Below are 14,531 nucleotides of genomic sequence, written 5' to 3'. Positions count from 1 at the left end.
TTATGGGACAATCATGTTGTAAAGGAAAAGAATTATATCCGCATCTGTTTCAGCCGCTTCGGATCGGGAATATCCGGCTGAAAAACAGGATCATTGCAGCTCCTACCAGTCCAAGTATGATCACAACAGAGGGACATTTCACACCGGAGATGATCGCATATCTGGAAGAAAAGGCAAAGGGCGGAGCAGCAGTCGTTACATACGGTGAAGCGATCGTACACTCGGCAACTGGGAAATCTCACAACAAGCAGCTGCAGTTAGATTCCTTTGGTGTAAAGCAGGGGATGGCACAGGCAGCCAGAGCGATCCATAATGCGGGCGCTTATGCCAACATCCAGCTCTCTCATGGCGGGATGTACGGCGGTCTTGCAAGCGTTGGCGGGGATCAGGACTGCCCGGATGTCGCATATGGACCAAGCAGGATCACAATGCCTGCCGGAGAGGTTCAGGAAATGCCGAAAGAATTGATCCTTGAGATCGTAGAATCCTATAAAAAGGGAGCAAGGCTCTGTAAAGACTGCGGCTTCGATATGGTGCAGTTCCATGCGGCCCACGGCTGGCTGTTCTCTCAGTTTTTATCACCTGTGTTCAACCAGAGGAGCGATGAATTTGGCGGTTCCTTAGAGAACCGTGCAAGGTTTATGCTTATGGCGTTAGATGCGGTAAGAGAAGGTGTAGGTCCAAACTTTCCGATCGAGATCCGTCTTTCCGGCGATGACCTGACAGAGAAGGGGCTGAACATGGAGGAATGCATCAAGGTTGCGCAGATGGTGGATGATAAAGTGGATCTGATCAACGTTTCCTGCGGAAATCATGAAGATCCTGATATGTTCTGCCGTACACATCCGTCTGCTTTCTATAAGAGAGGCGTGAACGTATATCTGGCAGCAGCGGTCAGAGAAAAGGTAAAGACTCCGGTGGCCTGTGTGGGCTCCCTGAATGACCCGGCGCAGATGGAGGAGATCCTGGCATCCGGTCAGGCTGATGCAGTGGAGATCGGACGTGCGATCCTTGCAGACCCGTTTATTCCGAAAAAGGCATGGAATGGCTGCGCAGAGGACATCACCCCTTGTCTTCGATGCTACGAGTGTTTCGGCGAGACGGGGAAGAGTGAGACTGTGAAATGTACGGTAAATCCGACCATGGGACAGCAGCTCCCGGCAAAATATGGCGTAGAAGCGCCTGAGAGAGTAAAGCGTGTGCTGATCGCAGGCGGCGGCCCGGCAGGGATGCAGGCAGCCATTACACTTGCAGGCAGAGGCCATGATGTTACCCTTGTTGAGAAGGCGGAGAAACTGGGCGGGAATCTACATCCTGCATCCGCACCTTATTTTAAAGAAGATATCTTAAAATTCTGTCATGTATTAGAGGCACGTGTAAAAAAAGCCGGAGTAAAGGTGATCTTAAATACAGAGGTTACACCGGAATATGTGAAGGAGTTCGCTCCTGATACCCTGTTTGCAGCAATCGGTTCGAATGAGCTTCGTCCGCCGATCAAGGGGATGGACCTCCCGAATGTGATCATGGCGATCGATGCCGAGCTGCATCCGGAAAAATTAGGGAAGAAGGTTGCAATCATGGGCGGCGGACTTGTGGGAAGTGAGGCGGCAGTTTCCTTCCATCACGAGGGAAAGGAATGTTCGATCATTGAGATGAAGCCGGCCGTTGCAGAGGATGTAAACTCTTTCTACCGCGGCGGACTGATGCCGGAAATAGAAAAGGCAGCGGACGTTTATGTAAACACAAAGGTCAAAGAAATCGTACCGAATGGAGTACTGTGTGAACGGGACGGGGAAGAATTTGTCGTAGAGGCGGATTCTGTTGTGTGTGCACTGGGATTTCGCTCACCATATGATAAAGTGGATGCACTTTGCGAATGTGTGGATGAATATTACATCGTAGGTGACTGCAGAAATGTAGGGCAGATCTACCATGCGGTCAACCAGGCTTACTATGCAGCACTTCTTGTATAAGGATAAGCCGGAGTGTAAAACATAAAATTTGTAAAAACGAACATATTTCAGGAAAGTGTTATGTAATATCCAAAATACTGCTGTTAAAATTTAAACAAGGTGAAAGTTCAAATACAGAGTGTAAGAAAGGAAGTAAGATCATGAAATATGAGAGAATCAGAAAAATAGTGTTAGATGCGATCTTAGACGCAGTAGATCAGGGATTAATTAAAGGAACATCAGGAAACATCGCACTGCGCGATGACGAGGATGATGTGGTAGCGATCACTCCAAGCGGGATTGCCTATAAGACAATGAAAGCAGAAGATATCGCCATCGTAGATCTGAATGGGAAATGGTTAGATGGTCCATACAAACCATCCTCAGAGGTTCCGATGCATACAGCAGTAATGCGCGCCAGACCGGATGTAAAGGCAACAGTACATACACATGCCATGTTTGCAACGATTATGGCAATGGGAGACGGGGAGATCAAAGCAACAACACCTCCGCAGTGTGAATTTGTACCGGTAAGAGTCGTACCATTTACAATGCCCGGAAGCAATGACCTGGCAGAAAAGGTTGCGGAAGCGTTAGGGGAGGACGGACGTGCATGTCTGATCAAGAACCACGGTATGTTCTGCTGCGGCAAGGACATGAAGGCAGCTATGGCAGCAACGGTATACACAGAAGAAATGGCGATCACAGAGTACTATGCAAGAGTGCTTGGAAACTATGAGCCAATGCCGCAGGAGGCCGTAGAGGCAATGCAGGCACTGATCAAAGCGGACCAGGCTGTATAGTAGAATTTTAGATATGCAGAAGGTGAGAATCATCATTGCAGATGTGAACCATATGGCTGCGGATACAGATAAGGCTCTTGCCCGGATCGCACCATGTTATGTACAGAAATACCATGAGCATAAAATCCAGAAGGATAAGCAGCAGGAGCTTGTATCCGGCCTGCTTCTTAGGCAGTACCTGGGCGTGACCAGAGATGAACAGCTTGTATATAACGAGCACGAAAAACCAGCTCTTGCCTCTGGGGAGTACTTTTTTAACCTGTCCCACAGTGAGGATTATGTTGCGTTAGCAATTTCAGATCATGAGGTCGGCATTGATATAGAAAAGATCAGGAAGTGTCATGAGGCAACCGTAAAAAAGGTGTTCAATGAAAAGCAGAAAGCAGTGTTATCTGAGCTTAGCGGCATACTAAGAGATGAATGTTTTACAAAAATATGGACAGAGTGTGAGTCAGCCCTGAAGTTAAAAGGGACCGGATTCGTGAATGGCTGGGAGGATATTCCCGTTTCGCTCTGTCATATTCATTCTGTGAGGTGGGAGGAATATTATCTCTCCTGTGCCACGTTTGAAGAAGCTGTGATCGAGTTAATGAAACCAATAAAAACAGTATAACCAATATAAATGGAGGAAAAAAGAATGACAAGAGAAGAAGTAGTAGAAAAGTTGATCGAATTTGCAGCAATGGCATTCAATGCCGATGCAGCAAATATCACTGAGAATACCAATATTGCTGAAGAACTGGGAGTTGCATCTACACAGAGAGTGGCGATGAGCGCTTCTATCGAAAATGATTTTGATGTAATGATCCCTGTTGCAAGATTTGGTAACTATAAGACGATCGGTGATCTGGCTGATTTCGTGATGGAAGAAATGTAAGAGGTATTGTTATGGTACATAATGTGAAGATAGGAAAAAATATGAGAAGTGTATCCATTGTCGGAGTGGGAGCGACCCCATTTTTTAACGGGATCACAAATGAGCAGTATAAGGGGCTTACAAACGGAGAGCTGTTCGGCTATGCTGCGCTGGATGCAATGAAAGATGCACATATGGAGCCTAGAGATGTACAGTATTATTTTCACGGTTCTGCCAATCCGCATTTGAGCAATGGATGTATTACCCCTAATATCCAGGTGGCGGACTGGTTCGGTATGAGAGGAAAAGGTTCTATCTCCCATTCAGAGGGATGCTGTACCGGATATATCGCACTGGAGGAGGCTGTATTTGCAGTGGCCAGCGGTGCTTATGACATCGTTCTTTCCGGGGGATGTGACCAGGGAACAGGTATGCCGGACGGCAATACACCGGATCATATGCGTACCGCACTGACCACAGAAGTCTTATTCCCGGATCTGGATTCTATTTTTGACCGTGCGTATGGCAGATATCTTGGCGGCGGCCCCGGCATGAACCATGATGACTGGATCAATTATTATGCAATGGAGAACGGATTAACACCGGAGCAGATCGACGATGTGTTAAACCATCAGGCGTATCATTTCAGACGTGCCGCAGAGCTCTGCCCAAGAGCGATCCGCAGGACCCCTTATGATAAGCTTGCAAAAGATGCAGGGTATGACGATGTATGGGAATACATGAAATCCCCGCACAACCCGAAGATGACTCAGTACTTAAGAACCTCCAGTGACTCCTGTGTGGCAGACGGCGCTGCATGCTGTATCGTTGTCCCGACAGAGATCGCTCACAAGTTTAACGATAAGCCGATCGAGGTATTGGCGACAGGTGCATCCGCTTTAGATGCGATCGTACCTCATTTGGAGAAGAAGGCGACCGCAGAAGCTGCACGTCAGGTGTATGAAGCAACAGGACTCACAGCAGATGATATGGATCTGGTATTTGTCAATGACTTTATTGGATCTTCCGCATTCCTTGCGGCAGAGGAGATCGGATATCTTCCAAAAGGCGAGGGCTGGAAATATGCGCTGGACGGGCGTCTTGCATATGACGGAGATAAACCGATGAATACGAATGGAGGACGTACTTCCTACGGACATGCATTCGGAACATCCGGAATGGCAGACGTATTCGAGGCTGTGACTCAGATGCGCGGAGAGGCCGGAGAGCGTCAGATTAATAAAATGCCTAAACATACATTTTTACGTGGATTCGGTGGTGCGCAGAATGTCCGTGCAACTATTTTGAGAGCGAATTTTTAAGGAGAATAATCATGGATCTAAATAGAATCAGTACAGAAGAATTTTGGAATCCAGAACATGTTGTGGAGAAATTCTGGAATGGGTTAAAAGAAGGTACCATTTATGCAAAGAAATGTAAAGAATGCGGTGCCATCGAATTTCCACCTCATCACGCATGTAATGCATGCGGCTACCATGAGACAGAATGGATAGAGCTTTCAGGAAAAGGTGTACTCAAAACATTTGTATTTACAGGTGCATTAAATGCCAGGCTGGAACTGGAAGATATGGGTGTCAAATATGTCTGCGGAGAAGTTCAGTTTGACGAAGGACCGGAGATGAATGCAGTGATCCTTGGGATCAATAAGAAAAAAGGGCGCGAGCTTGCAGGAAAGCTTCCGGTAAGAGTACGTCCGGTGTTCTTTGACATGGGAAGATATACAACACTGTTCTTTGAATTAGATGAGGATTGATCTCTGATAGAAGAGAATATAAAAAGAGCCTGGATGGAGCTAAGATGCTGGTCTGGGCTCTTACTTTTAATGATAGAAAGGAACGAAGTAAGTGAGTAGATCGAAAAAAATCAAAATCATTATTACAATTGTCTGCATCTCTTTTATTCAGGGGCTGCAGTTTAGCGTGACACCGATCCTGGGACCGATTAAGGAGCATTTTCCGAGTGTCAGTGTGAGTATGGTGCAGATGCTGGTTACAGTACCTACCTTGTTGTCCATTGCAGTTGCACTGCTGTCAGGATGGATGGTCGTAAAAATCAGCAAAAAAAGATTATTGCTTTTTGCATGTTTAGTTGCAAGTATCACGGGATTTGTGCCGTTTCTTGCAGACAGCTTCCTGTTATTATTCGCAGCAAGGATCTTCTATGGTATTGCACTCGGATTATGTACCGCTTTAAACACGGCGGTCGTTGCAGAATTTTTTGAAGGGGATGAACGCATGAGCGTCATGGGGATCCAGGCGGCCAGCGTAGGCGCAGGGATCACAGTTGTGACGACAGGGGGAGGACTGCTTGGTGCATCTCATTTCCAGAATGCGTACTTCATGAATATCATCGGGATCATCGCGTTTATTCTGATTGTGGTCTGCCTTCCCGAGACCGGAACCACGAAGGTAACAAAGCATGAAAAAATACAGCTGAATAAAACTGTTTATATCACAGCGGGCATTGCGATGCTGGAAATGCTGTTCTTAATCACATTTTCCACCAATATTGCCATGCATATCAGTGGAAATCTCGCAGGAAGCACCACTGTTTCCGGCAATCTGACGGGCATCTTCTCTGGGGCACAGATCGTGATGGGGCTGATCCTTGGCGCAGTCGCAAAGGTGACAAAAAAATACACCCTCCCGGCGGCAATGCTGTCATTTAGTATTGGCGGTCTGCTGCTGATTTTGTTCCCGTCGAATTATATCATGCTGATGGCCGGCGCTGTTTTCTGTGGCTTTTCTCAGGGAATGTTCATCCCGACAGCCATGGTAGATGTGTCCAACGCAGTGAACCCGGCATCCACGACGATGGCTGCAGCGGTCATGACATGTGGACAGTGTTTCGGGCAGCTTATTTCCCCGACGGTATTAAATGGGGCAGCGAATGTGATCATGGGCAAAACAACGACGGCAAATGTCTACATTCTGGCAGTGATCGGTATGACGGTATCTGCGGCGGCAGTGATCATCTATAAGTACAATGTCAGCCAAAGGAGCAGCCAGGTCTTGACAGATCAAATATAGACCACGTGAATAAATTAACAAATATATAGAAAATGACTTGACAATAAGCGCGCTTATTGGTATTCTGTTTGTAGAATATCACATATAAGCGCGCTTATTAATTTTCAAATATGTGAAATTGAACAAAAACATATATAGAGAAATTCTATATATAACCAGTACAGGAGGTAAGATATGAGGTTAGAAATTGGTAATTTCTATGTTAAGGATATCGTCTTTGGTGATAGATTATCCTTCCAGGACGGTGTTTTGACCGTGAACAAGCAGGATGCCCTGAATTACATCAAAGAGGATGAACGTATTACAGAGGCAGATCTGTACATTGCGAAGCCGGGAGACAAGATTCGTATGTGTCCTGTAAAGGAAGCGATCGAGCCGAGAACAAGGCTGGACGGCAGAGGTGTATTCCCTGGATATACAAGTGATCTGGCACCGGCGGGCGAAGGTACAACGTATGCGCTTAAGAACTGCAGTGTTCTTGTAGTCGGAAGACATTGGGGCGGATTCCAGGACGGCGTCATCGACATGAGCGGAGAAGGACAGAAGTATACACTATTCGGACAATTGAACAACATCGTACTGGTTGCGGACACGAACGAGACCTTTGAACAGCGCGAACAGCAGAAGAAGAATGACGCATTAAGAAGAGCCGGACATAAGCTTGCAGAATACATTGCCGCATGTGTAAAGGAGCTCACACCGGAAGATACCGAGGTATATGAATTGGATTCCATGATTAAACGCGGGGAAGACACAGAGAAGCTGCCGTCTGTTGTTTATGTGATGCAGCCACAGTCCCAGATGGAAGAAATGGGATACAACGACCTGGTTTACGGATGGGATATGAACCATATGGTTCCGACCGTGATGCACCCCAATGAGGTTCTTGACGGTGCGATCGTATCAGGAAGCTTCATGCCGGTATCTTCAAAATGGTCTACATATGATTTCCAGAACTGCCCGAACATCAAGGCATTATATAGGGAACACGGCAAGACGATCAATTTCCTGGGTATTATTATGTCTAACTTAAATGTTGCGCTGGAACAGAAGGAACGTTCCGCTTTATTCGTAGCACAGATCGCGAAGAGTCTGGGAGCCGACGGAGCAGTCGTGGCAGAAGAAGGGTACGGCAACCCGGATGCGGACTTTGTGGGATGCATCGTAGCATTGGAGAATGCAGGCGTTAAGACGGTCGGTGTGACAAATGAGTGTACAGGACGTGACGGACAGTCACAGCCGCTCGTGACTCTGGATGAAAAATGCGATGCCATCGTATCCTGCGGCAATGTCTCCGAACTGATCGAGCTTCCTGCGATGGAAACTGTACTGGGCGAGCTTGAGGCACTGGGACGTGACGGTTTGTCAGGCGGATGGGCTGATGACGAGATCCTTGGACCTTCAGTCAGAGAAGATGGTTCTATTATCATGGAGAACAATTCCATGTTCTGCGGCGATCAGGTAGCAGGCTGGTCTCCAAAGACAATGAAAGAATTTTAGGAGGTGCAAGATGAAAAAGGCAATCTTATATATCAATCAGTTTTTTGGACAGATCGGCGGCGAGGAACAGGCCGGTATCGAGCCTCAGATCCACGAGGGCCTGGTGGGTCCGGCAATGGAGTATGCGAAGAATCTGGATGCAGAGATCACACATACCGTGATCTGCGGGGATAACTATATGGGAACAAACACAGAGAAAGCTGTGGAGACGATCCTTGGTATGCTGGAAGGAAAAGAGATGGATATCTTTTTAGCAGGACCTGCGTTCCAGGCAGGGCGCTATGGAGTCGCATGCGGAACCATCTGTAAAGCGGTAAAGGAAAAGTTCGGTGTTCCGGTTGTCACATCTATGAATGTAGAAAATCCTGGAGTTGAGATGTTTAAAAAGGAAATGTACATCTTAAAAGGCGGTAATATTGCTGCCAAGATGAGACAGGATGTAAAAGCAGTCGTAAATGTTGCAAATAAGATATTAAACGGCGCAGAAATCGGAAGTGCCGATGAAGAAGGATATTTCCCGAGAGGAATCAGACGTCAGGTATGGCGTAAAGACGGAAAACTAGCTTCTGAACGTATGGTAGAAATGCTGGTGAAGAAGCTGAACGGCGAGCCATTTGAAACAGAGCTGCCAATGCCGAAGCTGGATCGTGTACCGATCGCGCCGGCTGTAAAGGATCTGACAAAGGCAAGGATCGCACTTGTAACAACGGGCGGTATCGTGCCGGTAGACAACCCGGATCACATCCAGTCTGCGTCCGCTACACGCTGGGGAAGATATGATATCTCTGGTATGGAAGCGTTAAAGGGCGGAGAGTTCAAGACGATCCATGCCGGATTCGACCCTGCAGCGGCAGACGCAGATCCGAACGTTATCACACCGATCGATGCTTTGAAGGTGTTGGAGAAGGAGGGCGTATTCGGAAGCCTTCATCCTTATTTTTACTCTACAGTAGGAACAGGTACGACAGAGGCAGAGGCAAGCCGGATGGCAAAAGAAATGATCCCGTACTTCCAGGAGGACAATGTGGATGCGGTGATCATGGTCTCCACGTGAGGCACCTGTACTCGTTGCGGTGCAACGATGGTGAAAGAAATTGAAAGAGCCGGATTCCCGATCGTTCAGATGTGTAATCTGATCCCGGTTGCGAAAACAGTCGGTTCTAACAGAATTGTTCCAACCATTTCTATCCCATACCCATTGGGAGACCCTGGAACCTCTAAAGAAGATCAGTGGAAGCTTCGTTATCACAGAACGAAGGTTGCTCTTGAGAGTCTTGCCACAGATATTCAAGAACAGACAGTGTTCCGCGTTTAATACGCGGGGCACTGCCCGAATCTTTGGAGGGAGATAGGATATGGACAAAAAGAAAATAGGTAATAGTGTATTTTATATCTCATTGACCCTGATTGCAATTATGGCTGTCTGGTCAGTGGCGTTTAATGAAAGCTTTACAGCAGTATCGAATGCAGCATTTTCGTTTCTTACCACAGATTTTGGATGGCTGTATCTGATCGCCATGATCGTTTTCCTGGTATTTGTTGTATATATTGCATTTGGAAAATATGGCAGGATCCGTCTGGGCGGAGATGATTCCAGACCGGAATACAGCAATCTGACCTGGTTCGGCCTTCTGTTTGGCTGCGGCATGGGGGTAGGACTTGTATTCTGGGGCGTTGCAGAGCCGCTGACCCACTATCTGAATCCACAGGGCGCTCAGGCAGCTACCCCGGAAGCGGCAGATTTTGCAATGAAATCATTCTTCATGCATTGGGGAATCCTGCCCTGGGCCAACTATGCGGTGATCGGGCTTGCGCTTGCGTACTTCATGTTCCGCAAGAATAAAAAAGGGCTGGTAAGCAGTATCTTAGAGCCTTTGATCGGAGAGAAGCTGGCCAATGGCTGGCTCGGTAAACTGGTGGATATCCTTGCTGTTTTTGCGACGGTAGCAGGTGTTGTGACATCTCTTGGCCTTGGAACTTTACAGATCAACGCAGGAATGAAGCATTTATTTGGAATACCGACCACACTGTTGGTACAGATCATCATCATCGTAGTGGTGTCTGTCCTGTACATCGGTTCTGCAGTATCCGGTATCGAGAAGGGAATCAAGGTGATCTCCGATACCAACCTGTATGTGGCGATCGGCCTGATGGCTGTATGCTTCCTTGTCGGACCTAAGATGGAAGTCCTCAACAGCTTTGTGAACGGACTCGGCCAGTATATCGGAGACTTTATCCCGGATGCCCTCGGCATCAGTACATATGGGGACAATGGCTGGATCGGAAGCTGGAGGCTGTTCTATTGGGCATGGTTTATCGCATGGGCACCATTTGTGGGGGTATTTATCGCGCGTATCTCTAAAGGGCGCACGATCCGCGAATTCATCATGGGTGTCGTATTGGTTCCGGCTCTTGCATCCTGTATCTGGGGAGCGGTTTTTGGAAACCTTGGTATCAATCTGGGAGAAAAGGGACTTGTAGCCATTGAAAAGCTTCAGGAGGTAGTAGGGACACCAGAGGTCGGCCTGTTTATGGTATTGCAGGAGTACCCGCTGGGATTCCTGTTATCGATCGTAGCGATCATCTCCCTGTGTGCATTTTTCATTACATCGGCAAACTCCGGTGTATATGTATTGTCAATGCTGACAACGGATGGGGACATCAACCCTCCGAATAATAAAAAGGTATTATGGGGGATCATCCAGTCTGTCATGGCAATCGGACTTTTGATGGCCGGAGGTTTAAAGCCTCTGCAGACCATATCGCTGGCAGCCGCGTTCCCGTTTATCTTTATTATGTTTGCGGCGTGTGCGGCGTTTATCAAGGCGATAAGGAAAGAAAAGGTATAGCATGCTATGCATTAAAGAAAGGAGAAAATTTAACTATGGCTGTTTTAGAAGGAAAAAAAGCGATCATTATCGGAGACCGTGACGGGATTCCGGGGCCCGCTATTGCAGAATGTGTGAAGACTGCCGGCGCTGAAATCGTATTTTCATCAACGGAATGCTTCGTCTGAACAAGCGCAGGCGCAATGGACTTAGAGAATCAAAAGAGGGTAAAAGAATTTGCTGACGAATACGGCGCAGAGAACTTAGTAGTCGTTCTTGGCGCTGCAGAGGGTGAAGCTGCAGGTCTTGCAGCAGAAACTGTAACAGCAGGCGACCCGACTTTTGCAGGTCCATTGACAGGAGTCCAGCTTGGACTTCAGGTATATCACGTATGTGAACCAGAGATGAAAGAAGAATTTGACGAAGCTGTTTATGATGAGCAGATCAGCATGATGGAAATGGTACTTGATGTAGATGATATTATCAGTGAAATGTCAGCTATCAGAGAGCAGTTCTGCAAGTTTTAAGAACAGATGCGGTGAGGCAGATCCTGGATAAGGGGTCTGTCTCTTTCTGGATTTTTGATAAAGAAAGTTCGTAAGGTAAGTATGCAGGTAAGCAAAGGAAGGAGGCTGGGGATAAAAATGTGTGAAACAACAGTCATGTGGACCAGGCAGGTGCCCCAAGTATGGGAAGAACTTCAGCGTACAGGAAGTTACCATGTCAGGAAAGAATATATTCAGATGAAGAATGGCGATATGTCAGATTTCTACTTGAAGCTCTATGAATGGTATACAAAGGAAGCAGGAAAGTATATCAATATCCCGTCTGAATTAGAATATCCGATCTGGCTGTGTCTGGAGGAAGAGAATATGCTGCAGCCGGTCCAGGATACGGTGATCCTAAAGGTGGAGCTTCCAAAGGACAGCTATGTTATCTGCAATATGGATAACTGGGGGTATCGTGTGAATTATTGGTATGTGCCGCTGGATCCCGAGGATGAAGAGCGGCATAAGCAGGAACTGAAAAAATACGGGATTGCCTGTGAGGACGATCTGACGCTCACAAGTAAAGGAAATTTCTATCCCCTCCTGCGCAGAAAAATACAGGATAGCTGGGAAAGAGTGTTTACGGTCTCGCCTTCACGTCCTCAGGATGCTGTGGCGACAGCCTGGGAAATCCGCCGGGAGTGGGTAAAGGAGGTGCGCTGCTATGGGGGAGAATGAGGAAAGCTACAGGGCAGTAAGTGATAACTCGAATTACCTTACGATGTGGACTGCACAGACAGAACAGGTGATGGAAACTTTAGAGCGGGACGGTATTTACTATGTAAAAAAGGAATACATTACACAAAAGTATGGAAATACAGCCTGGATCTTCCAGGAAGCGTATCATTTTTTTACGGAAAGGGCGAAAAAGCTCGTGGAAAAACCTCAGCTGGCAGAGTCTCCGGTCTGGATGTTCTATGACAAAAGGTGGGCTGTCCCTGTTGGCGGGGGATGCCGGATTAAACTGCGCATACCGAGGTCAGAGGTGATACTCTTTGACCAGCGCCTCTGGTCGAAGATCTTAAATCTATCTTATATCGGAACGAGTGAGCAGGAAAAAGAATTTGAACGAAAGCTTCAAAAGATGGGGATCGCTGAATCGACGGATGTTTTTCAGAAGCCGTATTATCCTATGTTAAAGGCTGAAATTCTAAAAAGCTGGGAGCGGCTGTTTGAAGAGGCCTGCCCGGAACCGCTGTATGCAGAAGGGGCAGCCTGGATGATCAGGAAAGACTGGGTGCAGCAGGAGTGAAGCGAAACAGTGGAATCTCAGAGGGGGGAGCAGTCTGAGATTCCACGGGGTTATTTTTCAAAGGTATCTGTGAGCTTGTGAATAGTATCATACATGATCGTCAGACATTTTTTGAAATCGGCTTCTGTAACGGTATAAAAATCGTCTCCGGGATACCTGGCATCAAAATAGAAATCTGTTAAAAAGGCAAGTCCTATTGTATCCAGAGCTAATTCTGATTTCAATTCATTGAGTTTAGAAGCGATTCTTTTCATGTTGTGTTTTCGTAATAAATCGGAGACATCTTCGTCAACAAACAGTTTATCAAGATATCCTTTTAAGTATTTTTCTGTAACCTGCTGACATTGTACTGCGAGCTGATTATAGAAAGTATTTCCAGATTTCAGTACAGATTCCAGATATTCCAGATCATTTTTTGCAATATCCAGATAGGTGTTTTTGATCATTCTACTACCTCCAAAATTATTTTTTTGTCACGATTCAGAAGATTTTTGAAAACAGTATCTGGCAGTTCGGATTGCTCATTCATATAAACAATATCCGTTCTTACCCCTTCTCTCGGTTCATCCAGTGACCAGCGTATATTGGCCGAAAGCTCCCGGTTTTCTATTTTATGTTCTGTCAGGATCAGGAGATCTACATCACTGCTGCTGCGTATCTCTCCGCGTGCACAGCTTCCGAAGAGATATATCTTTTTTAATTCCGGTATCTGGGCATTCATAATAAAATCAAGATCCTGTTCTATCTTTTCGCGAAATCGTCTGGGCAGAAATTCATAGTTTTCTTTATATAATATCACTTTACTGCTCAAGGATGAAAGCTCCTTTCTTAAAATGATTTTATTATAGGGTATCATATTATTATACCCTCAGTTTATTTGGGAAACAATAGTTTCTTATAGTCTATTATAAATTCATTCTTTCTATTTAAGAAGGTTTCTACATCAAGCTGTTCCGTTCCATGATTCGGATTTGGAGTAAGTATAATCTCCACTACATTTACATTGACACCCAAAAAGTTTCTCTTATTAAACCATCCGATATTTTCCTGAGCTGCTTCTGTGAGAGTAATGCCATCTCCCATTCGTGTTTCTTTCCCAGATTCGTTATCATAATAGGAATCTAGTTTACTTTTAGAGAAAAATACGGAATAGACATGGGTTTTAAAATCTTCCAGATCAAAATCCTGGGGATATAGGGCAAATATTTCTTTATTTCCTAATGTAAAGGCCGTTTTGCTTATGTAGGAAAGTTTTACGTGTTCAACGAAACCATTTTCTTCTTTATATGAAAATGTAATGTGAAAATTATCCTTCTGGTATTCCCGGAATACTTGATAAGAGTTATCGTCTTCAATGTAATCTGGCAGATTCACACTGCGGTAACAGAGAAACTCAACCGCGGCAAAAAGACAGAGGATCAGAATGGCAATTGTGATGGAAACTTTTTTTCTCATATACCCACCTCATTTTTTGAAAGGAGTTGTTTTTTGTTTTTAATATACAACAGGATTTTTATACCTTCTTTATAATTATAACCTATCCTCAATGAAAAGGGGATATATGTGACACTTAAAACCTTTAAAAAGGGTATCAATAAAGATATTTATACAATACAATCATATCAATTAGACTTGGAGTTACAAAACTCGACTCAAAATTTATTTTCAAATATTTGTTGCTTTCTAATACGGTGTTAGCCGCAGTGAAATGAATTATTATGAATAATTCAGGCTATATTATA

At 45.7% G+C, this 14,531-nt stretch carries 16 protein-coding genes; 13 read left to right on the top strand and 3 right to left on the bottom strand.

Going from position 1 to position 14,531, the window contains the following annotated elements; all coding sequences use genetic code 11:
* Nucleotides 1–2: 2 nt before the first annotated feature.
* The 13 genes from AC4OGX_RS18700 (at nucleotide 3) to AC4OGX_RS18640 (ending at nucleotide 12,789) form a co-directional block, all read left to right on the top strand.
* Nucleotides 3–1,973 carry an oxidoreductase gene (locus AC4OGX_RS18700; RefSeq protein ID WP_493332221.1) on the top strand — a complete coding sequence of 657 codons (1,971 nt, stop codon included), beginning with the start codon at nucleotides 3–5 and terminating at the stop codon, nucleotides 1,971–1,973.
* 140 nt (nucleotides 1,974–2,113) lie between these two features.
* Nucleotides 2,114–2,755: a class II aldolase/adducin family protein gene (locus AC4OGX_RS18695; RefSeq protein ID WP_493332219.1), complete on the top strand. Its 642-nt coding sequence runs from the start codon at nucleotides 2,114–2,116 to the stop codon at nucleotides 2,753–2,755.
* A gap of 13 nt (nucleotides 2,756–2,768) precedes the next feature.
* Nucleotides 2,769–3,368, top strand: a complete 600-nt coding sequence (locus AC4OGX_RS18690) for a 4'-phosphopantetheinyl transferase family protein (protein ID WP_493332217.1) — start codon at nucleotides 2,769–2,771, stop codon at nucleotides 3,366–3,368.
* Between the two features lie 24 nt (nucleotides 3,369–3,392).
* Nucleotides 3,393–3,632, top strand: a complete 240-nt coding sequence (locus tag AC4OGX_RS18685) for an acyl carrier protein (RefSeq protein WP_493332216.1) — start codon at nucleotides 3,393–3,395, stop codon at nucleotides 3,630–3,632.
* Between the two features lie 11 nt (nucleotides 3,633–3,643).
* Nucleotides 3,644–4,933, top strand: coding sequence for a thiolase family protein (locus AC4OGX_RS18680; RefSeq protein ID WP_493332214.1), 1,290 nt, complete (start codon nucleotides 3,644–3,646; stop codon nucleotides 4,931–4,933).
* A gap of 11 nt (nucleotides 4,934–4,944) precedes the next feature.
* A complete protein-coding gene (locus AC4OGX_RS18675; protein ID WP_493332213.1) occupies nucleotides 4,945–5,385 on the top strand; it encodes a Zn-ribbon domain-containing OB-fold protein in 441 nt (146 codons plus the stop codon).
* Between the two features lie 91 nt (nucleotides 5,386–5,476).
* Nucleotides 5,477–6,661, top strand: coding sequence for an MFS transporter (locus AC4OGX_RS18670; RefSeq protein WP_493332212.1), 1,185 nt, complete (start codon nucleotides 5,477–5,479; stop codon nucleotides 6,659–6,661).
* A 174-nt stretch (nucleotides 6,662–6,835) separates the two neighbouring features.
* Nucleotides 6,836–8,161, top strand: coding sequence for a glycine/sarcosine/betaine reductase component B subunit (locus tag AC4OGX_RS18665; RefSeq protein ID WP_493332210.1), 1,326 nt, complete (start codon nucleotides 6,836–6,838; stop codon nucleotides 8,159–8,161).
* A gap of 10 nt (nucleotides 8,162–8,171) precedes the next feature.
* Complete coding sequence (gene grdH / locus AC4OGX_RS18660; RefSeq protein ID WP_493332208.1) at nucleotides 8,172–9,476, top strand: betaine reductase selenoprotein B; 1,305 nt, start codon at nucleotides 8,172–8,174, stop codon at nucleotides 9,474–9,476.
* Between the two features lie 40 nt (nucleotides 9,477–9,516).
* On the top strand, nucleotides 9,517–11,010 hold the full coding sequence (locus tag AC4OGX_RS18655; protein WP_493332207.1) for a BCCT family transporter: 1,494 nt from the start codon (nucleotides 9,517–9,519) through the stop codon (nucleotides 11,008–11,010).
* Nucleotides 11,011–11,045: 35 nt separating this feature from the next.
* A complete protein-coding gene (gene grdA / locus AC4OGX_RS18650; protein ID WP_493332206.1) occupies nucleotides 11,046–11,516 on the top strand; it encodes a glycine/sarcosine/betaine reductase complex selenoprotein A in 471 nt (156 codons plus the stop codon).
* Between the two features lie 117 nt (nucleotides 11,517–11,633).
* Nucleotides 11,634–12,215 (top strand): DUF3841 domain-containing protein, encoded by a 582-nt coding sequence (locus AC4OGX_RS18645; RefSeq protein ID WP_493332205.1) that lies wholly within the window; start codon nucleotides 11,634–11,636, stop codon nucleotides 12,213–12,215.
* Nucleotides 12,202–12,789, top strand: coding sequence for a DUF3841 domain-containing protein (locus tag AC4OGX_RS18640; protein WP_493332204.1), 588 nt, complete (start codon nucleotides 12,202–12,204; stop codon nucleotides 12,787–12,789). The genes AC4OGX_RS18645 and AC4OGX_RS18640 overlap by 14 nt, the downstream gene beginning before the upstream one ends.
* Nucleotides 12,790–12,839: 50 nt before the next feature.
* On the opposite strand, the gene AC4OGX_RS18635 is transcribed toward AC4OGX_RS18640, so the two are convergent.
* The 3 genes from AC4OGX_RS18635 to AC4OGX_RS18625 form a co-directional block, all read right to left on the bottom strand.
* A complete protein-coding gene (locus AC4OGX_RS18635; protein WP_493332202.1) occupies nucleotides 12,840–13,235 on the bottom strand; it encodes a HEPN domain-containing protein in 396 nt (131 codons plus the stop codon).
* Nucleotides 13,232–13,600 carry a nucleotidyltransferase domain-containing protein gene (locus AC4OGX_RS18630; protein WP_493332201.1) on the bottom strand — a complete coding sequence of 123 codons (369 nt, stop codon included), beginning with the start codon at nucleotides 13,598–13,600 and terminating at the stop codon, nucleotides 13,232–13,234. The genes AC4OGX_RS18635 and AC4OGX_RS18630 overlap by 4 nt, the downstream gene beginning before the upstream one ends.
* Before the next feature lie 62 nt (nucleotides 13,601–13,662).
* On the bottom strand, nucleotides 13,663–14,244 hold the full coding sequence (locus AC4OGX_RS18625; protein WP_493332200.1) for a hypothetical protein: 582 nt from the start codon (nucleotides 14,242–14,244) through the stop codon (nucleotides 13,663–13,665).
* Nucleotides 14,245–14,531: the final 287 nt, after the last annotated feature.

Source organism: Faecalicatena sp. (assembly GCF_058819085.1).
Note: the sequence above shows the minus strand (reverse complement) of the source record. Positions and strands in the feature narration are given on the sequence as shown.

Excerpts from the sequence above, each read along its gene's own strand:
- AC4OGX_RS18655 (WP_493332207.1), top strand. The coding sequence starts at position 9,517 with ATGGACAAAAAGAAAATAGGTAATAGTGTATTTTATATCTCATTGACC.
- AC4OGX_RS18640 (WP_493332204.1), top strand. The coding sequence starts at position 12,202 with ATGGGGGAGAATGAGGAAAGCTACAGGGCAGTAAGTGATAACTCGAAT.
- AC4OGX_RS18665 (WP_493332210.1), top strand. The coding sequence starts at position 6,836 with ATGAGGTTAGAAATTGGTAATTTCTATGTTAAGGATATCGTCTTTGGT.
- AC4OGX_RS18635 (WP_493332202.1), bottom strand. The coding sequence starts at position 13,235 with ATGATCAAAAACACCTATCTGGATATTGCAAAAAATGATCTGGAATAT.
- AC4OGX_RS18675 (WP_493332213.1), top strand. The coding sequence starts at position 4,945 with ATGGATCTAAATAGAATCAGTACAGAAGAATTTTGGAATCCAGAACAT.
- AC4OGX_RS18625 (WP_493332200.1), bottom strand. The coding sequence starts at position 14,244 with ATGAGAAAAAAAGTTTCCATCACAATTGCCATTCTGATCCTCTGTCTT.
- AC4OGX_RS18690 (WP_493332217.1), top strand. The coding sequence starts at position 2,769 with ATGCAGAAGGTGAGAATCATCATTGCAGATGTGAACCATATGGCTGCG.
- AC4OGX_RS18685 (WP_493332216.1), top strand. The coding sequence starts at position 3,393 with ATGACAAGAGAAGAAGTAGTAGAAAAGTTGATCGAATTTGCAGCAATG.
- AC4OGX_RS18645 (WP_493332205.1), top strand. The coding sequence starts at position 11,634 with ATGTGTGAAACAACAGTCATGTGGACCAGGCAGGTGCCCCAAGTATGG.
- AC4OGX_RS18680 (WP_493332214.1), top strand. The coding sequence starts at position 3,644 with ATGGTACATAATGTGAAGATAGGAAAAAATATGAGAAGTGTATCCATT.
- AC4OGX_RS18695 (WP_493332219.1), top strand. The coding sequence starts at position 2,114 with ATGAAATATGAGAGAATCAGAAAAATAGTGTTAGATGCGATCTTAGAC.
- AC4OGX_RS18700 (WP_493332221.1), top strand. The coding sequence starts at position 3 with ATGGGACAATCATGTTGTAAAGGAAAAGAATTATATCCGCATCTGTTT.